This window comes from Embleya sp. NPDC008237, assembly GCF_042956465.1.
Taxonomy (GTDB): domain Bacteria; phylum Actinomycetota; class Actinomycetes; order Streptomycetales; family Streptomycetaceae; genus Embleya.
Genome location: NZ_JBIBGL010000005.1, coordinates 412,634 through 433,639, shown reverse-complemented (window position 1 = coordinate 433,639; position 21,006 = coordinate 412,634). Strand labels below are relative to the sequence as shown.

At 72.2% G+C, this 21,006-nt stretch carries 21 protein-coding genes; 11 read left to right on the top strand and 10 right to left on the bottom strand.

The features are described from left to right. Positions 1-265: 265 nt before the first annotated feature. The gene (locus tag ACFZBU_RS15650; RefSeq protein ID WP_391584097.1) at positions 266-1,426 is read right to left on the bottom strand and encodes a pyridoxal phosphate-dependent aminotransferase; all 1,161 of its coding nucleotides are present in this window, start codon (positions 1,424-1,426) and stop codon (positions 266-268) included. Between the two features lie 161 nt (positions 1,427-1,587). Between ACFZBU_RS15650 and ACFZBU_RS15645 the strand changes: the two genes are divergently transcribed. Both ACFZBU_RS15645 and ACFZBU_RS15640 read left to right on the top strand, forming a co-directional pair. Then, entirely contained in the window at positions 1,588-2,124 is a 537-nt protein-coding gene (locus ACFZBU_RS15645; RefSeq protein ID WP_391584096.1) for a helix-turn-helix domain-containing protein, read from the top strand. 170 nt (positions 2,125-2,294) lie between these two features. After that, on the top strand, positions 2,295-3,416 hold the full coding sequence (locus ACFZBU_RS15640; protein ID WP_391584095.1) for a dienelactone hydrolase family protein: 1,122 nt from the start codon (positions 2,295-2,297) through the stop codon (positions 3,414-3,416). 171 nt (positions 3,417-3,587) lie between these two features. Here the strand turns inward: ACFZBU_RS15640 and ACFZBU_RS15635 are convergent, their stop codons facing one another. Then, positions 3,588-4,040 (bottom strand): heme-binding protein, encoded by a 453-nt coding sequence (locus ACFZBU_RS15635; protein ID WP_391584094.1) that lies wholly within the window; start codon positions 4,038-4,040, stop codon positions 3,588-3,590. 249 nt (positions 4,041-4,289) lie between these two features. Here ACFZBU_RS15635 and ACFZBU_RS15630 point away from each other — a divergent pair, with 249 nt between their 5' ends. The 4 genes from ACFZBU_RS15630 (at position 4,290) to ACFZBU_RS15615 (ending at position 6,818) form a co-directional block, all read left to right on the top strand. Then, positions 4,290-4,679, top strand: a complete 390-nt coding sequence (locus ACFZBU_RS15630; RefSeq protein ID WP_391584093.1) for a hypothetical protein — start codon at positions 4,290-4,292, stop codon at positions 4,677-4,679. 207 nt (positions 4,680-4,886) lie between these two features. Then, positions 4,887-5,717, top strand: coding sequence for an oxidoreductase (locus ACFZBU_RS15625; protein WP_391584092.1), 831 nt, complete (start codon positions 4,887-4,889; stop codon positions 5,715-5,717). 180 nt (positions 5,718-5,897) lie between these two features. Further along, the gene (locus ACFZBU_RS15620; RefSeq protein WP_391584091.1) at positions 5,898-6,215 is read left to right on the top strand and encodes a GNAT family N-acetyltransferase; all 318 of its coding nucleotides are present in this window, start codon (positions 5,898-5,900) and stop codon (positions 6,213-6,215) included. A gap of 243 nt (positions 6,216-6,458) precedes the next feature. Further along, positions 6,459-6,818: a GNAT family N-acetyltransferase gene (locus ACFZBU_RS15615; protein ID WP_391584090.1), complete on the top strand. Its 360-nt coding sequence runs from the start codon at positions 6,459-6,461 to the stop codon at positions 6,816-6,818. A 134-nt stretch (positions 6,819-6,952) separates the two neighbouring features. On the opposite strand, the gene ACFZBU_RS15610 is transcribed toward ACFZBU_RS15615, so the two are convergent. The 3 genes from ACFZBU_RS15610 to ACFZBU_RS15600 all read right to left on the bottom strand — a co-directional run bounded on the left by ACFZBU_RS15610 (position 6,953) and on the right by ACFZBU_RS15600 (position 9,501). Further along, complete coding sequence (locus ACFZBU_RS15610; RefSeq protein ID WP_391584089.1) at positions 6,953-7,597, bottom strand: LysE family translocator; 645 nt, start codon at positions 7,595-7,597, stop codon at positions 6,953-6,955. A 55-nt stretch (positions 7,598-7,652) separates the two neighbouring features. Then, entirely contained in the window at positions 7,653-9,017 is a 1,365-nt protein-coding gene (gene hisS, locus ACFZBU_RS15605) for a histidine--tRNA ligase (protein WP_391584088.1), read from the bottom strand. A 100-nt stretch (positions 9,018-9,117) separates the two neighbouring features. Further along, positions 9,118-9,501: a MerR family transcriptional regulator gene (locus ACFZBU_RS15600; protein WP_391584087.1), complete on the bottom strand. Its 384-nt coding sequence runs from the start codon at positions 9,499-9,501 to the stop codon at positions 9,118-9,120. A 64-nt stretch (positions 9,502-9,565) separates the two neighbouring features. Here ACFZBU_RS15600 and ACFZBU_RS15595 point away from each other — a divergent pair, with 64 nt between their 5' ends. Then, positions 9,566-10,783 (top strand): MFS transporter, encoded by a 1,218-nt coding sequence (locus ACFZBU_RS15595; RefSeq protein ID WP_391584086.1) that lies wholly within the window; start codon positions 9,566-9,568, stop codon positions 10,781-10,783. Positions 10,784-10,957: 174 nt separating this feature from the next. After that, positions 10,958-11,737, top strand: coding sequence for an SDR family NAD(P)-dependent oxidoreductase (locus ACFZBU_RS15590; RefSeq protein ID WP_391584085.1), 780 nt, complete (start codon positions 10,958-10,960; stop codon positions 11,735-11,737). Positions 11,738-11,899: 162 nt separating this feature from the next. On the opposite strand, the gene ACFZBU_RS15585 is transcribed toward ACFZBU_RS15590, so the two are convergent. After that, entirely contained in the window at positions 11,900-13,834 is a 1,935-nt protein-coding gene (locus ACFZBU_RS15585) for a LamG-like jellyroll fold domain-containing protein (RefSeq protein ID WP_391584084.1), read from the bottom strand. Between the two features lie 280 nt (positions 13,835-14,114). Between ACFZBU_RS15585 and ACFZBU_RS15580 the strand changes: the two genes are divergently transcribed. Next, complete coding sequence (locus tag ACFZBU_RS15580) at positions 14,115-14,711, top strand: GNAT family N-acetyltransferase (protein ID WP_391584083.1); 597 nt, start codon at positions 14,115-14,117, stop codon at positions 14,709-14,711. Here the strand turns inward: ACFZBU_RS15580 and ACFZBU_RS15575 are convergent. Together ACFZBU_RS15575 and ACFZBU_RS15570 are read right to left on the bottom strand one after the other, a co-directional pair. Then, entirely contained in the window at positions 14,701-14,949 is a 249-nt protein-coding gene (locus tag ACFZBU_RS15575) for a hypothetical protein (protein ID WP_391584082.1), read from the bottom strand. The two genes, ACFZBU_RS15580 and ACFZBU_RS15575, sit on opposite strands and share 11 nt — an antisense overlap. A gap of 60 nt (positions 14,950-15,009) precedes the next feature. After that, positions 15,010-16,440 (bottom strand): PLP-dependent aminotransferase family protein, encoded by a 1,431-nt coding sequence (locus ACFZBU_RS15570; protein WP_391584081.1) that lies wholly within the window; start codon positions 16,438-16,440, stop codon positions 15,010-15,012. Positions 16,441-16,468: 28 nt separating this feature from the next. On the opposite strand from ACFZBU_RS15570, the gene ACFZBU_RS15565 reads away from it, so the two are divergent. Beyond that, a complete protein-coding gene (locus tag ACFZBU_RS15565) occupies positions 16,469-17,347 on the top strand; it encodes a DMT family transporter (RefSeq protein ID WP_391584080.1) in 879 nt (292 codons plus the stop codon). Between the two features lie 325 nt (positions 17,348-17,672). On the opposite strand, the gene ACFZBU_RS15560 is transcribed toward ACFZBU_RS15565, so the two are convergent. Both ACFZBU_RS15560 and ACFZBU_RS15555 read right to left on the bottom strand, forming a co-directional pair. Next, positions 17,673-18,050, bottom strand: a complete 378-nt coding sequence (locus tag ACFZBU_RS15560) for a MerR family transcriptional regulator (RefSeq protein ID WP_391584079.1) — start codon at positions 18,048-18,050, stop codon at positions 17,673-17,675. 308 nt (positions 18,051-18,358) lie between these two features. After that, positions 18,359-19,126, bottom strand: a complete 768-nt coding sequence (locus tag ACFZBU_RS15555; RefSeq protein WP_391584078.1) for an SDR family NAD(P)-dependent oxidoreductase — start codon at positions 19,124-19,126, stop codon at positions 18,359-18,361. A gap of 662 nt (positions 19,127-19,788) precedes the next feature. Here ACFZBU_RS15555 and ACFZBU_RS15550 point away from each other — a divergent pair. Beyond that, on the top strand, positions 19,789-20,841 hold the full coding sequence (locus ACFZBU_RS15550; protein WP_391584077.1) for a 2-dehydropantoate 2-reductase: 1,053 nt from the start codon (positions 19,789-19,791) through the stop codon (positions 20,839-20,841). Positions 20,842-21,006: the final 165 nt, after the last annotated feature.

The window sequence follows — 21,006 nt, the reverse complement described above, 5'->3', positions numbered from 1 at the left end:
ACGCACCCGGGGCGTCGCGTCGGCGCGGCAGCCCAGGCCGGCGCACTCGGGTTGCGCGGCCGCAGACGCTCACCCGCGGCAGCGCCCCGCCCGCAGGCGCCCGCCCGCACGCGCCCACGCAGGCGCTCACCCGCGGCAGCGCCCCGCCCGCACGCGCTCACCGGCAGGCGCACCCGCAGCAGCGCCCGGCCGGCGCCCACCCGCCAACCGCCGCCCGCGCGCACCTACACCCCCGGTCGCCACAAAGCACCGCTGGTCGGCCCGGTCAGCCGAACGCCGCCGCGAACCGGGCGCGTACGTCGCCCAATCGCTCCACCGGTTCGTTGGCGAAGACCAGACGCAGGTGCGTACTCCCCTGCGGACCCCAGCCGTTCATCGGCGTGGCCGCGATCCGGCCGAGCCGGAACAGCCGTTCGGCGGCGACCTCCGGGGCCAGGCCCATCGCGGCCGTGTCGATCAGCAGCGACCAGCCGCCGTGCGGTCGGATGCACGGGTAGTCGGCGAGTGCGTCCAGGATGGTCGCGCAGCGCTCCCGCCAGATCCCGGTCGCGGCGGCGACGTCGGCGTCCGCGTCGGGCGCGGACAGCGCGGCGGCGACGGCCGCCTGACCGATGCCGACGGGGCAGACCACGTTGCTCAGGCCGACGAGTTTGACGTCGGCCATGATCTCGGCGGGCCCGACCACCCACCCCACCCGCCAGCCGATCATCCGCAGTTCCTTGGAGGCGGCACCGCACGTGATGGTGCGATGAGCCAGCCCGGGATGCGCCGCCGGATGGTCGGGAGCCCTGCCGTCGAACCGGATGCGCTCCATCGCCGCGTCGTGGATCACCCAACAGTCGTGCTCGGCCACCGCGCGGGCCAGCGCGTCCCAGTGCGTGTGGTCGAGCAGCGCGCCGGTGGGCATCGCCGGGGACATCACCAGCACGGCGGCGGTGTTCGGGCCGACCGCGGCGGCGAGTTCGTCCGGATCGGTGCTCCAGCCGTCCGGGCCCGCGGTGCACGGCACATGGCGCGGAACGCCCCCGGCGAGGCGGATCCGGTTGACCAGGCCGGCGTAGATCGGGTCGGCGAGCACCACCTCGCGGCCCGGCTCGACCGTGGCGAGCAGCACGTCGAGGATGCCGTTGAGCCCGCCGGCCGCGTTGATCACCTCCTCGTGCGGGTCGTACGCGCGTCCCGCGATGCGGCCCACGTGCGCCGCGGCGGCCTCGCGCAGGGCGAGCGAACCGTGGAACGGCAGGTAGCTGTTGGCCGCGTCGTCGTCGATCGCGGCCCGGGTGGCGGCGAGCGCGACGGCCGGCGGGCGGATGTCGGTGTCGAGGTTCTCCAGACGCAGCAGGTCCGGATCGTGTGCGGCGTCGGCGGCGTCGCCGACCCTGTCCACGCCGATGCCGGGGATGTGCTCCAGGCGGGAGACGCGCATGACCATGTTCTTCCATCCCTACGGAGTCGGGGGAGCGTCCCACAGCGCCCAGGCGGCACCGGCACGACGGGCCCGTTCCCACGGTGTTCGGGAGCGTGGTCCAGGAGCACCGGCTCATGCGTACCGGTAAACTGGTACGGTGATCCAGCATAATGAACGGCATGACCATCGCAAGGGAAATCGGGCACAACATTCGGGTGCTGCGTGAGGCGGCCGGCCGCTCGCTCGCCGACCTCGCCGCGAGTGCGGGCCTGAGCAAGACCACGCTGCACGGCATCGAGCAGGGCGAGGCCAATCCCACGCTGAGCACGCTGTGGTCCCTCGCGGGCGCGCTGGACGTTCCGCTGGGCGGTCTGCTCGACGGCGGCGCGCCGGCGGTCTCGGTGGTCCGGGCCGACCAGGGGCCGCAGGTGAGCGGCGAGGCGGTGCACGCCCGCCTGCTGCACCGGGTGCATGTCCGCGGCTGGGTGGAACTGTACGAACTCGACGTCACCGACGCCGAACAGGTCTCGGCGGCGCATCGTCCCGGCGTCGAGGAATGCCTGCTGGTCACCGCCGGCCGGATCGAGACCGGGCCGCTCGCCGACCGTCGGGAGTTGTCGACGGGCGACTCGATCCGCTTCGACGCGACCGGTCCGCACGTCTACCGGGGCCTGGCCGACGACAACCGGGCCGTGCTGCTGATGGTCCATCAATAGTCGCCGGCAGCCCGTCGACGACCCTGTGCGACACCGACCGTGCCGCCCGCCGCCCGCCGGCCGGATTTCACCCTTCGTGTCGCCGCCCCCACACGACTGTGACCGGGGTCTCGATACTTTGGCCAAGTATTGCGGTGCCAAAGCGAGTCGGCGAAGGGTTGACTCGCCTCATGGCAACCACACTCGTGCCCGAGAGTCCGGTACGCCCGGACCAGCCGGGCCCCTACGGCATCGGCACCATCGAGTTCCCGTTCTGGACCGGTGGACCCGGGTTCACCCTCGCCAAGATCAGCTACCCGGCCGAGCACGACGGCTGGTTGGCCCCGGCCGACAAGTCCGAGGGCTCGTACCCGTCCGTCGTCCTCGCACCGGCGACCTGGACCGGCTCGAACATGTACGACTGGTTCACCGACTACGTGGTGCGGCACGGCTACATCGTCTTCCGCTACTTCCCGGAGAACATCCTCGCGCTCGACCCGCACGTGCACGCGGACACCATCAGCGATGCCATCGACAAGCTGATCGACATCGACGACGACCGGTTCAATCCGCTGCGCGGCATGATCAAGCAGGACGCGTTCGCCGCGGTCGGGGTGTCCCTGGGCGGAGCGGGCGCGCTGGTCGCGGCGGCCCGGGACAAGCGCATCCGCGCGGTCATGGGCTTCGCGCCCGGCCGCAACGTCAAGGAACCCGACCTGTACGCGCTGATCGACGCCGACGTCGCCAAGGTGAGCGCGCCGACGCTGATCGTGTCCGGGCAGAACGACAAGATCTCCCCCGGATCGGGCGTGCACTACCTGGACCTGGTTCCGCAGGGCTACAAGGCGTACGTGGAGATCAGCGGCGGCAACCACGTGCAGTTCCTCGATCCGAGCGACATGGACATCCACCTTCCCGGCCTGCCCCGGGACGGCAAGCCCGGGATCGGCTTCGCCGAACAACACGCGATCACCAACGTCTACGCGACCGCGTTCCTGCACGCGGCGCTGAAGGGGTACGGCCACTGCGAGGGGTACGTGTCCGGCGAGGACGCGGTGATGGCGCTGAAGAACGGCCAACTCTCCGACCTGCGTTCACACGCCGGCCCACTGCCGCTGCCGTTCCCGGCGGCGACGAGCGGCGTACGCGGCGCGGCGGTGGCGGCGAGTACGGCGGCGGCGTCGGGGAACCTGGTCGAGGCGGCGAGCACGGTCGCCTCGGCGGTGCTGCTTCGCGTCAACGGGCTGGTCCGGGACGTGGCTCGCGGGGTGGAACGGGCGACGGTGGCGGTGGAGAAGCGCATCGTGGGCTGACCGACATCGGGATCGGGGCGGCCCGGTGTGGGGCGCGGGTCTGGTGCGGTGGTGGGTCGACCGAAACCCGGATCGGGGCCGGGGCCGGCGGGTGTCGGGCGCGGCACCGGTGCGGTCGTGGGTTGCCCGACATCGGGAGCGAAGCCGCCCGGTGTCGGGCGTGGCACCGGCTCACCCACCCGCGTCTCTGCCGAAGGATTCGGCGGCGGCGCGGGCGAGTTCGTCCTCGTACTGCGCCGCGTCCCCGCTGACTCCGACCCCGCCCACCGGTCGGCCGTCGACCAGGAGCGGATGGCCGCCGCGGCCCAGGTACCAACTCCCCTGCTGGACGAAGCTCTGCGCGAACACCGGCCGATCGCCCAGTTGTTCCTCCATCGTCGCGGTGGCCCGGCCGAACGCCGCCGCCGTGCGGGCCTTGGCCGTGGCCAGATCCGCGCTGAACCGCAATGCCCCGTCCATGCGTTCGAACGCGACCGGCACGCCGGCGCCGTCCACCACCGCGACGCTCACCGCGCGACCGGCCGCCGACGCCGCGGCCACCACGTTCCGCACGATCGCCCGTGCGGCACTCGCGGCCACATCGTGGTTCGGCACGACGTGGCCGGCCCGGCTTCCGTTGCCCATCGTTGCTCCCGTCGTCGGGCCGCGCGAACCCGGCCGGACCGCGCCGGGCCCGGCCAGAACCGGGGCAGAGCGGCGCTGCCCACCGGGATCCGCCGGACAGGGCCCAAGGGTGCCGGCGCGGCGGTGATCGCGGAAGAGCCGTTCCGGGCCCGGATTCGGGCCTATGGGCGGCGGACACGGACTCGCCCATTCGGTGTGGTTCGGCGGCACGCGCGTTTCCGGCATCGACCCCGCGTCGACCCTGAACCCATGGCCGACCGTGAACCCGTGAACCAAGCCGTGCTCGTACCCGCCGGTGCCGACGTCGTCGGTGCGCAGGGCATCCGGATGAGCGAACGTGTATCCGCCGCGACCGTGGGCGCCGGACGCCTGTGCGGCTTCTTCGCCACGCTCGGACCGGGCGAGCGGACCGCGGTGCACCACCACGAGGGCGAGGAGACCGTCGTGCTGCTCACCGCGGGCAGTTGCGACGTCTTCTCCGGTGCCGGGTTGGCGAGCGGGGTGCACATGAAGGTGGGCGACGTCGTGTTCATCCCGTCCGGCTGCGTGCACCAGGTCCTGGCCGGCCCGCACGGATTCACCGTGTTCGAGGTGCGATCCGGCGCCACGGACCACACGGTGCTCGTCGGCCCGCCGTGATCCGCTCCGGGTGCGCCTGCGGCTCTTCGCCCCGCCGGCCCCGGGTCCGGTCCGTGGTCGGGGAACTGCGCCCCGTCGATAACCATCGGCTATCACCGGTGGTCTTGGACCGGGCGTCGGCCGGCACGGCAGGGTGATGGCACGGGAAACGCACGCCGACGACGACTTGCCGAGTCGGCGGGGACGATCACAAGGGGGAACCTCACGATGAGCAGGATCTGGTTGGTCACCGGCGCGAACAGTGGCTTCGGACGGGCCGTCACCGAGGCGGCCGTGGCCGCCGGCGACACCGTGGTGGCCGCGGCGCGCCGGCCCGAGTCGTTGGGCGATCTGGTGGCGGCACACCCGGATCGCATCGAGGCGGTCCGGCTGGACGTGACCGACGCGGCCGGGATCGAGACCGTGGTCACCGAACTGGTCGCCCGGCACGGCCGGGTCGACGTCCTGGTCAACAACGCCGGCCGCACCCACGTGGGCGCGCTGGAGGAGACCACCGACGCGGAACTGCGCGCGCTGTTCGATGTGCACGTCTTCGGCCCGGCCGCGCTGGTGCGCGCCGTACTGCCGCACATGCGTGCCCGGCGGTCCGGGGCGATCGTGCAGTTGAGCAGTATGGGTGGGCGGATGTCGTTCGCGGGCTTCTCGGCCTACAGCGGCACCAAGTTCGCCCTGGAGGGCATGTCCGAGGCGCTGGCCGACGAGGTGCGGCCGTTCGGCATCAAGGTGCTGGTGGTCGAGCCGGGTGCGTTCCGAACCGGTTTGATGGGCGCCGCCGGTGCCAGTGCCGAGATCGCCGCGTACTCCGAGGGCGCGGTGGGCACCACTCGACGCATGGTCGGCGCGGCCGACGGGCAACAGCCCGGCGATCCGGCCAAGGCCGCCGCGGCCATCCTGGCCGCGCTCGCCGACGAGGCCACCCCGCTGAACCTGCCGCTGGGCGCGGACGCGGTGGATGCGATCGTCGGCCGGCTCGACACCCTGCGGTCCGAGATCGAGGCGTGGGAGAAGGTCGCCCGCGCCACCACGTTCGACGCGTGAGCGGAGCCGGCCGGCACGCACCGGGCGGGATGGGCACGCACCGGGCCGGGGCGGCACGCAACGGACCGGCCGCGGGCGACCGGGGCCGGAGGGTCGCGGCTGCGCCTGTCGGGTGGGCTGCGAGTGGTCGGTACGGTTGAGGGTCCGGGTCGTACGTCCCGGTCCGGACCAGGAGGCACCATGCACACGCGCGTGATCGACAACCCGGCGCAGTCCCGATTCGAGCTCCACGTGGGCGGCGATCCGGCCGAACTCGCCGGATTCGCCGAGTACTTTCCCGGCGAGGACGACGTGATCGCGTTCATCCACACCGAGGTCGATCCGCGCTTCGCGGAGCACGGTCTGGGCGATGTGCTGGTGCGGTCCGCGCTCGACACCGCGCGCGAGCGCCGGGTCGGGGTGGTGCCCAATTGTGCCTACCTGCGCGCCTGGATGATCGAGCACCCCGAATACCTCGACCTGATCCCCGAGCGGCACCGGGCCGCCCTGGGCTTGTGATCCGGGCGAAGGGTGTCGGCGGCGGCGCGGGCCTGGCAGCCTTGACGCACGAGCCCGAGTGGGCCCGAGCCCGTTCGGGACGGCGGGCCTCGGCAGGCGGTGCGGGGACGGGGGAGGCACGGCCGCCGGCGGTGCCGGATACGGTGGGACGCGCGAGCGCGGCGATCGGTGTGGCCGAAGGGCGTGCGCGCGGACCACATTGCCCGGGCCGCAGGTCCCGATCGTGACCCAGGAGGCAGCGGTATGGAAACGCGTGTGAGCGACAACCCCGCGCAGTCCCGCTACGAGATATTCACCACCGCCGAGGCCGCTTCCGACACCTCGACGGGCCCGGTCGCCCCGCCGTTGCGGGCGACGGAACTCGTGGGTTTCGCCGAGTACTTCGTCAGCGGCGACGAGGTCGCCTTCACACACACCGAGATCGACCCGAAGTTCGGCGGCCGGGGTCTGGGCGGTCGGCTCGCCCGGGCGGCGCTGGACGCGGTCCGGGAGCGGGGCCTCGCGGTGCTGCCTTACTGCTCGTTCATCAAGGACTGGATCGCCAAGCACCCGGAGTACGTCGACCTGGTCCCGGAGGATCGGCGCGACGCGTTCGGGCTGTGAGTTGTCTGGTCGGGTGACTTCGGCCCTGTCGGGCGTCTTCGGCGCCTGCGGGGGTGGAGGCCCGTTCGTTTATCGCGGCCGGCCGACCGATTCACGCACCGGCTCGGCCTGCGGGCCGGGCGTGGGGTGGCTGTTCACGACTCCACGGCCATCCGGATGCCCAGTGCCACCATGATCCCGCCGGATGTCTGCTCCAACCGGCGGCGGACCTTGGCGCGGCTGAGCACCGTGCGCATCCGGCCGACGAACCACACGTACAGGCTGTAGTAGCCGACCTCATACACCGCCCAGATCGTGGCCAGGGCGACCATCGTGGGTAGCTGCGGCGAGCCGTGCGGAACGAACTGGGGGAGGAAGGACATCGCGAAGACGGCGGCCTTCGGGTTGGCCAGGTTCAGGGTCAGTGCGGCGCGGTAGGCGCGCCGACCGCTGCCCGGCTCGGGCTCGGCGTTCGTCGTGTTGCCGGCCTCGTCGGTGATGAATCCGGTCAGGCCGTCGCGGCGGGCCGCGCGGATGGCCTGGATGCCGAAGCCGACCAGGACGACGGCGCCGACGATGCGCATGATGTCGTAGGCGAGCTGGGATGCGGCCAGCAGGCCGGTGAGCCCGAAGGCCGCGGCGAGTCCCCAGATGAAGACCCCGGTCTCGTTGCCGAGCACCGCCAGGAAGCCCGCGCGACGGCTGTGCAACGAGTGCCGGATGATCAGGATCGAACTCGGCCCGGGACTCGCCGCGATGAGCGTGCAGGCGCCCAGGAACGCCAGGAGGGTATGCGTCATGCCCCGCATCCTGAACCCGCGCCGGGCCGGGCCGCCACCGATTTGTCCGGGCGGACTACCGGGTGGCAAGCGTTTCGGGCGGCTCGGGCGGCAGCCAGGTGTGCGGGTCGGCGACGACCTGCTCGGCCGAGGCCAGGTCCTTCACCTGGTGCGCTCCGCCGTCGCCGACCCCGGCGCCCGGATCGGCTGCCGGGAACCATACGTGGCCGATGCCCTTGCGCAGCGCGTACCGCAGTTGCTTCTGCAACTTGTCCGGCTGGTGGTAGACCTCGGTGCGGATTCCGCGGGCGCGGAGCGCCGCGCCGGTGCGCTGCGCGAGCGCGAACGACGCGGCGTCGGGCACCGCGACCAGCACCTGCGTGGGGCACTTCGGGCCGATCGGCAGCCGGCCCTCGGCGACGAGCTTGGCGAAGATCCGGGTCAGGCCGATGGAGATGCCCACACCCGGCAGGTCGCGCCGGATGAAGGAGCCCGCCAGGTTCTCGTAGCGGCCTCCCGAGCAGATGCTGCCGTAGTCCGGGAATTCGACGAACTTCGCCTCGTAGACGGTGCCGGTGTAGTAGTCGAGTCCGCGCGCGATGGACAGGTCCGCGACGATCGAACCGCGCGGTAGATCGGCCAACGCGGCGAGTACGACGGCCAGTTCGGCGAGGCCCTCGTCGAGCAGGGGGTGTTCGACGCCCAACGCGCGGATCTCCTCGACCACGGATGCGTCGGTGCCGCGAATCCCGGCCAACCTCGCGCAGTTCGCCACCAGGTCCGGTTTCAGGCCGAGTTCCTCGACGAGCAGGTTCCCGACCCGGTCGAGGCCGACCTTGTCCAGCTTGTCGAGGATCCGGATCGCGGCCGGCGGATCCGTGAGGCCGAGTCCGGCGTAGAAGCCCTCCAGGATCTTGCGATTGTTGAGGTGGATCGTGAACGGGCCGATTCGCAACCCGGTGAGGATCTCGTGGGCGATGCGCGGCATTTCCGCATCGAAGTGGAGTGGAATCCGGTCCACATTGATCACGTCGATATCGCATTGCACGAATTCCCGGTACCGGCCCGCCTGCGGGCGTTCACCGCGCCAGACACGCTGGATTTGATATCGCTTGAACGGGAAGACCAGATCGTTGAAATTCTGCGCGGTATAGCGCGCGAACGGCACGGTGAGATCGAAGCGCAGGCCGAGCCGGGCATCGCTGTCGTCGTCCCGGTCCGCCTGGAGCCGGTGCAGGGTGTACACCTCCTGGGCGGTCTCACCCTTCTTGAGCAGGACGTCGAGTGCCTCCACGGCCGGCGTCTCGATCGGGGTGAAGCCGTACGACTCGAACGTGCGCCGGATGTGGTCGAGCCATTGCCCCTCGACCAGGCGGACTTCCGGAAGCCATTCCGGAAATCCGCTGAGCGGAGTCGGACGCAGAGGCGGATCAGCGCGCACGGTATGCAGCATCCCGGTCGAGGATCGTTTTGCGGGTTCGGGTTCGGCAACCCTCACAGAGTCGGCAGGGGTGGGCAAGGAAATATGCGCCGTCACGCCTTCACGCCGCGAAGGTGGGCGGGGGGTTGGGGTTGCGTACCGCGTCGAGGTATTCGGCGATTGCGTCGCGGTTGCGGGTCAGGCAGTTGACGCGTTCGGTCATCCGGTCGCGTTCGTGCTCCAGGGTGGCGATCATCTCCGGTGTCGCGTCCGGGAAGTGGATGATGCGGGGCTTGTCGAGGCAGGGCAGGATCTGTTTGATGATTCGGGTCGGCAGCCCGGCGTCGAGCAGGCCGCGGATCTGTAGGACCCGGTCGACGCAGGACTCGTCGTAGTCGCGGTAGCCGTTGGGGGAGCGGTCGGCGACGATCAGGCCCTGCTCCTCGTAGTAGCGCAACAACCGGCGCGGAGTACCGGTGCGTTCGGACAGCTCGCCGATGCGCATGTGATCCACCTCGTGTCTCGCCGCTTGACCCTCACATCAATGTGATGGTTCGAGCATACGCAGCATGAGAAGCCGAAGCGCGACCCCGACACCCTCACCCACCACGATCGACGACCGGAAGTTGCCGATGGCGGCGCTGTTGGCGCTGGCCACGGCGGTGTTCGTGACCAGTCTGACCGAGACGCTGCCTGCCGGTGTACTGCCCGCGATGAGTGCCGACCTGGGGGTGGGGGAGTCGGCGATGGGACAGTCGGTGACGATCTATGCAATCGGCACGGCGCTCACCGCGATTCCGCTGTCGGCGGCGACCGCCGGGTGGCGTCGTAAACGGCTGCTGCTCACCGCGATGGCCGGCTTTGCGGCGGCCAATACGGTCACCGCGGTTTCCGGCAGCTACCCGCTGACCATGGTGGCCCGATTCGTCGCCGGCGTGGCCGCGGGCGTGGCGTGGGCGCTGCTGGCCGGATACGCCCGTCGCCTGGCGCCGGCGCACCTCCAGGGCAAGGCGATCGCGATCGTGATGGCGGGCATTCCGATCGCCCTGTCGTTGGGAGTGCCCGCCGGGACCTTCCTCGGCGACGAGTTCGGTTGGCGGGTCTCCTTCTGGGCGATGACCGTACTTGCGCTGGTCCTGATCGCCTGGATCGTCGCGATCGTGCCGGATCAGCCCGGACAACGTGCGGACGAGCGAACGCCCCTGCTGCGCACTCTGGCCATCCCGGGTGTGGCGCCGGTCCTGTTCGTCACCCTGGTGTTCGTGCTGGCGCACACCATCCTCTACACCTACATCGCCACCTACCTGGATCGACTGGACCTGGGCGACTCCACCGACGTGGTGTTGCTGGTCTTCGGCGGCGCGTCGCTGCTGAGCATCTGGGCCGTGGGCACCGCGATCCACCGACGGCTGCGCGAGCTGACCATCGCGGCCACGCTACTGTTCGCCGCGGCGGCCACGATCCTTGCGGCATTCTCCGACAGCCACGCCCTGGTCCTGGCCGCGGTCGTGCTGTGGGGACTGGGCTGGGGCGGTGCGCCCACCCTCCTGCAGACCGCCGTCGGCGACGCGGGCGGGGACGAGGCGGACGCCGCCCAGGCGATGCTCGTCACCCTGTGGAACGCGGCGATGGCCGGCGGCGGCGTGGCCGGTGCGATCCTGCTGGACCTGCTCGGCACCGGCTCCTTCCCGTGGAGCGTGCTGGTCCTGCTGATCCCGGTGCTCGCGGTGGTCGTCGCAGCCCGCGCACACGGCTTTCCGGCTCGACGCCGGGGCGCGGACGCCTGATCGACGGCTGCGCACGGACAGCGCCCCGGCGCGCCGAGCCGCCGGCGCGCCGTTCGGTTCTCGGACGTTGTCGGATCGGCGGGATGCCGAGCGCCGGAACATGCCCGGCGGGGTGCGAGACCGGCCGTCAACCCGCCCCGCCGGCGAGATCGATCCCGGTATTAGGCTTTCGTCATGAGCTCGCAGGCATACCTCTCCGCACTGTTCTCGCTGGACGGCCGGGTCGCCGTGGTGACCGGCGGCAGTTCCGGTATCGGCCGCGCCATCGCCCGAGCCCTTTCCCGGGCCGGGGCGAGCGTGGTGGTCGTGGCCCGACGGGAGGCGGAACTGACCGAGACCGTCGAGGAGTTGACCGCTCGGGGTGGCAAGGCGGCCTGGGTGAGCGGTGATCTGGGCAGCCGTGCCGGGGTGCGCGCCGCGGCCGAGGCGGCGGTGGAGGCGTTCGGCGAGCCGGACATCCTGGTCAACTCCGCGGGCATCAACCTGCGCCCGCCGATGAGCGAGCTCGGCGACGATGTCTGGGACGCCACGATGGCGGTGAACCTGGAGGCGCCCTACCTGCTGGGGCAGCGCTTCGGGCCCGGCATGGCCGAGCGCGGCTACGGGCGGATCATCCACGTCTCGTCACAACAGGCGCATCGGGCATTCGTGCAGAGCGGCGCCTACGGCGTGTCCAAGGGCGGGTTGGAGTCACTGGCCCGCTCCCAGGCCGAGGCCTGGTCGCCGTACGGGGTCACCGCCAATACGCTCGTGCCCGGCTTCGTGATGACCCCGCTCAACGCGCGACTGTCCGCCGACCCGGAAAGGGTCGCCTCGCTGGCCGCGCGCACCATGGTCGGCCGCAACGGGCTCGCCGAGGACTTCGAGGCCGCGGCGGTGTTCCTGGCGGGCGCCGGATCGGCGTACGTCACCGGCCAGTCGATCTTCGTCGACGGCGGACTCTCGGTGCACTGAGCGCCGACCGTACCGACCACACACCGGCCACACGCCGGCCACACGCCGGCCACACGCCGGCCACACCGCGCCCCGGACCCGAGCCGATGTCGACTCGGGTCCGGCGCGCCCCTTCCTCGCACGGCTGCCGCGATCCCGGCGTACCGTCCGGCGAAGGTGCCCTCAGCGGCCGATCATGAACGCGTCGGGTCGCAGCGCCCGATCGACGATCCGCACGTCGCCGACCCAGGCGTTGAGCGTCTGGTCCAGCTTGCCGTCGTACGCGTAACCGCCCAGCATCCAGGGCAGGTTGAGCGTGGTCAGGCCGATCGAGCGGGCCGACGGGTTGCGCACCACCGGGCAGCCGTCGACGTACATCGTGGTCTGCCGGGAGTCGTTCACGACGGCGACGTGCCACCACGTGTCCGGACCGAGTTCGTGGCCCCAGTTGGTCGCCGAGCCGTCGCTGTTCAACGGATAGACGCACCACTGGAGTTCGCGACCGCCGGACAGGCTCAGCGTGACGAGCGGCTCCTGCGGATCGCCTTGCGGCTTGCGCGCCTCGCCGCTCATGCCCCAGCGGCTGAGCAGCGCCGACCAGCCGTCCCGGCCTCCGTCCCAGTCGGCCGGCAGCTTGAAGAACGCCTCGATCGTGTAGCCGGACCGGAATGTCGCGGTGTTCAGCGGGGCATCGTTGGCGGTCTGCAGATGTCCGCCGCGAAGCGGCGACTTGCCGCCCGCGAGCCGGATGCTGCCGTGACCCGGCTGATCGGGGTGGAACTGATGGGACCAGCTGACCGAACCGGCCGCGGCGCCCGGAGCGGGCACGAGGGTGAGGTCGTTGCCGCGCCCGGACAGGTCGGGGAAGCGCTGCGCGCCGGGGATCGGCGCGCCGTCCTGGTGCGAGCCGTCGAAGCGCCAGTAGGCGACCGTCCCGGGTACCACCATGCGCTGGGCGGGGCGGGCCGCACGCTGCGGTATCGGGGCGAAACGGGCGAAGCGCCGGTCGAAGTCGATCGGCACCGAGAAGTAGTCCTCCGGGCCGGTCAACTCCATCTCGCGGCGCTCCAGTTCGTTGAGACCCCGGTTGCTGCGGCCGAGGATCCACGGGGAGAGCGTCTCGACGTCGATCGTGTTGCGGTCGAGATCGAAGTGGTAGAGCCGGATCATCGCGGCCCCGCCGAAGTAACGATTCTGGTAGTTGGTGATGTGCAGGTGCACGTCACCGCCCGCATCGTTCTTCTGCGTCGTGCGCCCGGCCGGCCAATAGTGGCCGTTGAGTGTGAGGAAGATCTGGTCGTTGCCCTTGATCAGATCGTTCCACAACTGCCGGCCGTGCTCGGAGAACTCCGCCTCCTGACCCGGTCGGTCGGCCGAGACGAGTTCGTGGCTGGTCAGGATCACCGGCGCGTGCGGATGATCCGCCATCACCTTCCTGGCCCAGGCGATACCGGCCGGCGAGGGCCGCCAGTCCAGCGCGAGCACCAGCCATTCGCGACCGGCGGCGCGGAACAGGTGGTACGTGTTGTAGCCGTCGGCGGTCGCCCCGCCGAAGGAACGCTTGCCGCGGAAGCGTTGCGGTCCGAACGTGTCCAGGTACGGGGAACGCCCGCGCCGGTCGTCGGTGTTGGAATCGATGTCGTGGTTGCCGGCCAGCACGCTGTAGCCGACACCCTTGCGGTCGAGCATCTCGAACGCCCGGCCGATTCCGTCGAATTCGGCCTTGCGGCCGTTCTGCGTGAGGTCGCCCAGGTGCGACATGAAGACGATGTTGTCGTCCCGCGCGTGCTCCAGGATGTACCGGAAGGACGCCTCGATCGGGGCGCTGGTGATGCTCGGCTCGTCGAACATGTACTGCGTGTCCGGCATCACGACCAGCGTGAACCTACGGCTGTCGCCGTCCGGACGCCAGGCCGGCAGGTGTTGCGCGTCCACCGTGGAGTCGGCCGCCGCGGCGCCGGCGGCATCGTCGGCGGCGGCCGGGGAGGCACCCACCACACCCGCCGCGGTGACGCCGGCGCCCGCCAGCGCGGCGGAGCGCAGGAACGCCCGTCGTGCGGGTCCGGACAGGGGGGTGACGGGCGGCTGATCGCAGTCGTCGTCGTGCTGCTGACACATGATGGTTCTCCGGCGCCGAGCTGGTTGGGGGCATGCGCACGGTATTGGGTGGAAAACCCACGCAGATTGTCCGTACTGCCAACAACCGCCGTCGACCGGGTGAATTCGCAGATCGGCCGACTTCCGGCGGATCGGCAGGCGAGCCCACCACCGTGCCGAACGCCGCTGCCGGCGGCGTGCCGATCGTCGTGTGGGAAAGCTGTGGAGCCGATCCGGCGAACCTCCCGGGGTCTCGGGAAATACGCTGGACGACCGGTCGGTCGTCGCCGATGATCCGATGATGACCGAACCCCTCGACGATTCCTCGCCCCCGCCGTCCGACCCACTCATCGCCCGCCCCGGCGTCGTTCCCGAGCAGCGGGTCCGCTGGGTCTACCTGATCGGTCGGCCGCTGACCGCCCTGCTGGCCGGCGATCTGGCCCAGGCGCGCTACCAGACCGGCCTGGAATTGCCCGAATTCTTCGTCTCCGATCAGGCCCGCCGGCTGTGGCGGCGGCGCTTCGAGCAGGTGACCGCCGAACCCGAGAGTGCTCCGTGGCTGGCCCGGGCCGCGGTGTCCGAGCCGGACGGTGCGGTGGTGGGGTACGCCGGCTTCCACGGGCCGCCGGACGAGGTGGGCATGGTGGAGATCGGCTACACCGTGGTGCCCGAGGCGCGCCGTCGCGGTCATGCCCGGGCGATGCTGAAGTCACTGCTGGAGCGGGCCGCCCACGAGCCCGAGGTGAGGACCGTCCGGGTGACCATCGCGCCGGACAACGCGGCGTCGCTGGCCACCATCCGGGGTTTCCACTTCGTCGAGGTCGGCGAGCAGATGGACGAGGAGGACGGCCTGGAGATCATCTTCGAGGTGCCGGCCGACCGGATCCTCAAGGCGTGACGCCCCTCGCGGCAACGGTGCCCGCGGCCTCGCCGACCACCCGGCGAAAGTGCGGCCCGGCGAGCAATCGTGTGTCGGCCACGCTCGCCGGGCCCGCTCGCCGGCCACGCGGTGCGCTCACCCGCGTCACCCCGGCGCCCGCCGTCGCAGCGAACACCGCGGTGCGCGGGCCGTGCGCGGTCGCCACCCGCAGCATCTCGCCGGTCCGGCCGTCCGCGCCGGACTCGGCGATCGCCACCAGCCCCGAGTCCCGCGCGCCGCCGACCCGCCGGGCCCGGTGGACGCCCGGAACCCGGGGTCAGCCCTGCCCGGTGAACGCCCGGTGCAACCGCTCGACACCCTCGACCAATTGCTCCGGGCCCTCGGGGTAGGAGTACGCGACGCGCAGGTACGGAGCCGGCGGCTCGGCGGTGAAGTACGCCGGTCCCGGCGTCACCGCGACACCGGCGCGCAGCGCGGCCGAGGTCAACGCCGGAACGTCCTGGCCGTCGGACAGCCGCAACCAGAAGTGGTAGCCGCCGTACGGCAGTCGGCCCGGCAACAGCTCCGGCAGCCGCCGCTCCAGCGCGCCGGCCAGCACCCGGCGCCGATCGCGCAGCGCCGCGCTCAGCATGCGCAGGTGTTGCGGCCAGGCCGGCGCGCCGACCAGTTGCAGGGCGGCCTCTTGGAGGGGGCGCGGAACGAAGAAGCTGTCCACCGTCTGGACGGCGCGCAGCCGTTCGAAGGCCGGGCCGTGCGCGGTCAGGGCGGCGACGCGCAGGCTGGGTGAGGTGGGCTTGGTCAGCGAACGGATGTGCACCACCACGCCGTTGGGGTCGTCGGCGGCCAGCGGTGCGGGCAGCGGCGGCGCGTCCGCGTGCACGAGCCGGCGGGCGAAGTCGTCCTCCACGACGAACGCGCCCGCCTCGTGCGCGACGTGCAGCACCTCGGCACGCCGAGCCACGGAGAGCACCGTGCCGGTCGGGTTCTGGAACACCGGCTGGCAGACGAACGCCCGGGCCCGGGTGGCCGCGAACGCGTCGGCGAGCAGGTCGGTACGTACGCCGTCGCCATCCATCGGCACCGGTACCGGACGCAGCCCGGCGGCCTGCGCGACGGCCAGTACGCCGGGGTAGGTCGGCGATTCGACCAGCACCGGTGAGCCCGGTGCGACCAGCGAACGCAGCGCCGTGGTCAGTGCGTTCTGGCCGCCGGCGGTGATCAGTACGTCCGACGTGGCGACCGTGCCGCCGATGTCGCGGGCGAACCACGCGCGCAACTCCGGCAGGCCCTCCAGCGGCGGGCGCTCCCACGCGCCCGGACGGCGGCCGGCGCGGGAGAGCGCGGCGGCGAGCGCGCGTTCGGGTTGGAGGGAGGCGTGCAGATAACCGCTGTTGAGGTCGACCACTTCGGGCGGGGCCACCACGAGCGAGGACAACACGCCGGATGCGTCCGGGCTGCGCTGCGGCGGCAGGCCCGGTTCCGCGCTGAGCGCGACCTCCTGCCACGAGGTGTCGCCGGTCGGCGCGATCGGGCGGCTCGGCGCGGCGCGGTAGACGCCGGCCCCGGGCCGGGAGATCACGAGCCCCTCGGCGGCGAGCGTGGCGATCGCGCGGGAGACCGTCACCGGACTGACCCGATGCCGGTCCACCAGGGAGCGACTGGACGGCAGCTTCTCGCCCGGTGAGTAGCGGTTCAGCTCCCGGCGCAGGGTGGCAACAAGATCGACGGGACCGCTACTCTGACTCATGACAGTACAGGATAGCGCTATTCGACCGATGCCGATAGCGATCGGCGGCACCACCCTCGCCGCGCTCGCGATCGTGACCTTCTCGCTCAGCTTCCCGGCGACCGTGTGGGCCCTGGACGGGTTCGGCCCCTGGACGGTCACCGGGCTGCGCGGGCTGCTCGCGGCGCTGTTCGCCGGGGCGGGCCTGCTGGCGGTGCGGGCCCCGCTGCCCGCGCGGGCGGACCGGCTCGGGTTGGCCGTGATCGCCGTGGGCTGCGTGCTCGGCTGGCCGCTGCTCACCACGCTCGCGCTGCAGAGCTCGTCGACGGCGCATTCGGCGGTCGTGGTCGGTCTGCTGCCCCTGGCCACCACGGTCTGCGCGGTGCTGCGCGTCGGTGAACGGCCGAGTCGGTCCTTCTGGGCGGCGTCGGTCGCGGGTGCGGCGGCGGTGTTCGCGTTCGCCGTGCAACAGAGCAGCGGCGGGGTCGGCCTCGCGGACGTGTACCTGTTCGGCGCACTGGTGTTGTGTGCGGCCGGCTACGCCGAGGGCGGCCGACTGGCCCGGCACATGCCCGGATGGCAGGTGATCGCCTGGGGCGTGGTGCTCGCGGCGCCGGCCACCGCGCTGATCTCGGTACTGGGACTGGCGAATGAGCCGGTTCACCTCGATGCCCGAGGCATGGGTGGGCTGTTCTACCTGGCGGCGGTCTCCCAGTTCCTCGGCTTCGTCGGCTGGTACCGGGGGATGGCGGTGATCGGCGTGTCGGCGGCCGGCCAACTGCAACTGGGCCAGCCGCTGTTGACGCTGGTGTGGGCGGTGCTGATCCTGGGCGAGACGTTGTCGCCCGCGATGCCGATCGCCGCATTCGCCGTGCTCGGCTGCATCGTGCTGACCCAGCGCGCCAGGTCGACCCCCGCCCGGGCCTGACCCGGGGTCGGCACGAACACGGGTCCACGAGGGGCGGGTTCGGCGGGGGTGCGGACCGGCCGACGGCCCGACGGCCGACGCGGTCGCGGTGGAGATCGTCCGGCGGTACCGGGACGGTGCGTCCGGGGCCTGCCGCTTCGGGTGACCGGGGAGGCATGCCCCGCCCCGGCCACCGCGCGCAGCGCGCCGGTGACCCCGGACGCACGCACCGCTCGGCTACCGCCCGGTCGTGGACGGCCCGACGGCGCTCGTCCGGCGCCGACACCGCCGCCCGGGTGCGCGTGGGTCGGGTGACGCGGGCCTTGACCTTCCCGGGCGGACCGGGTCAGGCCACCGGGCGGATGCGGTCCACGCCGGCCCGCCGCAGCGCCGCCGCCAGGTTGTTCCGGGCCTCGGTCTGGGCGGCGATCCGGGCGTCCAGGACGGCCAATCGGTCCACGGCGATCCGGACGGCGGAGGCAGAGGGCGGTTGCGCGGCGACGTCGACGCCCGCGTCCAGGCACGGGAGGAAGGCACGCACGTCGTCCAGGGTGAGCCCGACGCCGAGCAGGTCGCGGATCGAGCGGACCCGGGCCACGGCGTCCTCGTCGTAGACCCGGTAGCCGTTCGCCGACCGGACCGATTCGATCAACCCCGCCTGTTCGTAGTGGCGCAGCGCACGCGGCGTCGTACCGGTCGCCTTCGCCAGTTCACCGATCCGCATCCGGACACCTCCGATCCGCACCACTCCTATCACGAGCATCCCGCCCGACCGGTGCCTGCCAGGGCCTGTCCTCGATCCCACGCCGAGTACCGCGACGCCCGGCCATCCGCCGTTCGGGCTCCTGGCTGCGCGCGTCTCGCCGGCTCGGCGAAACGCCCGAGGAGGATCGCCGCGCGGATGTTTCCCCGGCACGCCGATGCGCGGCACCGGAGGCGGCGGAGCCCGAGGCGGGATCCGAGACGGGTGCCGGCGCCCCGGGGTCGAAGCCGCAGGCTCCCCGAATGCGGCCTGTGCGATGCCGACACGACCTACGCCACGACCGCGCCGCCGTCGACCGGGAGGACCACGCCGGTGACGAAGGAGGCAGCGGGCGCGGTGAGTGTGGTGATCGCCCAGGCGACCTCCTCGGGAGCGCCGATCCGGCCCATCGGCGTGTGCGCGAGTTGCCAGGCGCGGATGGCGGCGTGCTGCTCGGGAGTCCAGCCCTGGTGGTCGGCGATCGGTGTGGTGATCGCGCCGGGGGCGATCGCGACGACCCGGACCCCGCGCTGGGCGAGTTCGACGGCCCAGCTGCGGGTGAGCAGTTCCAGGGCGGTCTTGGTCGCCGCATACAGCGAGTTGCCCGGCCAGGCGCGCTGCCCGACGGAGGTGGTGATGTTGACGACCACCCCGCCGGCGGCCTCCAGGAGCGGCAGAGCGGTCTGGGTGAGCAGGACCGGGGCGATCAGATTGGTGGCGAGCAGCGGGTCGATCGTCTCGCGGGTGTAGGTGCCCAGGTTGCCGGAGCCGACGATGCCTGCGTTGTTGACCAGGACGTCGAGCCGGCCGTGGGCGTCGGCGACGGTGCGCACGATGTGTTCGGCCGCGCCGTCGGCGGTGATGTCGGCGGTCAGCGCGGTGATCCGGTGGTGGCCCGCGGCGGTCTCGGCGAGCGGTTCGGCGCGGCGCCCGACGGCGATCACGTGCGCGCCCTCGGCGGCGAAGGCGTGCGCGGCGGCCCGGCCGATACCGGTACCCGCGCCGGTGATCACGACGACGCGGGGCGAGCGGGCGGTGAGGCTGTCATCGAGGTTCATGCGGCGATCGTGCAACCCTGCCGCCAACGACAGGGTCAAGCGATCGCGGGCGACCCCGGGCGGGCGACCCCGGGGTGTGCAACCCCCGGCGGGCGGCGAACGGGGAGCGGCGGCCGGGTGCGGGGTACGGGTCGGCGGTTGCGGATCCGACGCGGATGCTGTCGCAGGCACGCGCTTTCGGCTCGGCGCCGAGGCCGAGGCCGAGGCCGAGGTCGGAGGTCGAAGCTGGAGGCCGGGACCGAAGCCGGAGGCTCGTGGCCGTAAGCCGGGGCCCGACACCGGAAGCGCGAGGTTCGGGGCCCGAAGCCGGCGAGGCGTGAAGCCCGAAGCCCGAAGCCCAAGGCCCGATCCCAAGACCGAAGCCCGAAGCCCGAAGCCCAAGGGCCCGAGCCCAAGGCCGAAAGCCCGAAAGCCCGGAGCCCAAGGCCGAAAGCCCGCAGTCGGAGCCCGAGCCCCGACCGCGAAGAACGCCGTCTGCCGGCCCGGCCCCGGTCGGAAATCGGGCCCCGACGACCGGGCCCCGGGAGCCGCGCTCGGCCGGAATTCGGTGCCCCCGACGCGCAGGCCCCGGCCGTCGGATGCCTCGAACGCGCATGCGGGCCCGGGGACGTACGCTTGCGGATTGATTCCCTGGCTCTTCCATCCACAGGCGGAGGCCGTACATGTCCCAACCCGCTCCACGTTCGCGGTCCCGACCCCGGATCGCGATCTTCGGCGCCGGCAGCGTCGGCTGCCAGCTCGGTGGTCGGCTCGCCGCGTTCGCCGACATCACCCTGATCGGCCGCCCGGCCGTCCTGGACGCGCTCGCGGACGGCCTGACCGTCACCGGCGCGGGCCGTCCCGCGACGGTGGTCGGACCGGAGCAGCTGACCCTGGCCGAGACGCCGGACGCGGTGGCCGGCGCCGACTTCGTGCTGGTCACCGTCAAGTCCGCGGCCACCGCCGAGGCCGGCCGGCAGCTGGCCGGTCGGCTCAGCCCGGCCGCGATCGTGGTCAGCCTGCAGAACGGCGTGCGCAACCCGGCCGTGCTGCGGGCCGCGCTGCCCGGGCACACGGTGCTGGCCGGCATGGTCCCGTACAACGTGGTGCGGACCGAGCCCGCGGTGTTCCATCAGGGCACCTCGGGTGCGTTGATGATCGACGCGAATCCGCGGGCGATCCCGCTCGTGGACGTGCTGGCCGAGGCCGGCATCCCCGTGCAGGTCCGCGAGGACATGCCCGAGGTGCAGCACGCGAAGCTGCTGATGAACCTGAACAACGCGATCAACGCGCTGTCCGGCCTGCCGCTGCGCGATCAACTCGGGCAACGCGACTACCGGGCGTGCCTGGCGCTGTGCCAGGGCGAGGCGCTCACCGCGTTCCGGGCCGAGGGCATCCGGCCGGCCAAGCTGGGCCCCGGCTCCGCCGCGCGCAACCGGCAACTGCTGGGGTTGCCCGATCCGCTGTTCCGTCGGTTGGCGGGTTCCGCGCTCCGGATCGACGCGAAGGCACGCTCCTCGATGTGGGAGGACCTGCAACGGGGTCGGCGGACCGAGGTCGACAGTGTGCAGGGCGAGATACTCGCGATCGCCGAGCGCAACGGACTGACCGCGCCGGCCAATGCGCGCCTGATCGAGCTGATCCGCGAGGCGGAGACCGCACCGGCCGGGCAGTCCCGGCAGTGGAGCGGGCCGGATCTGCTGGCCGAACTCACCGCGGCGGTCGCGACCGCCTGACCGGGCCCGACACGCCCCGCTGCCGGATGGGCGTCCCCGGCCCGAGCCACGCGACCCGGCCGCCCGGTGAACCCGGCCGCCCGGTGAACCCGGCCGCCCGGTGAACCCGGCCGCCCGGTGAACCCGGCCGCCCGGTGAACCCGGCCGCCCGGTGAACCCGGCCGC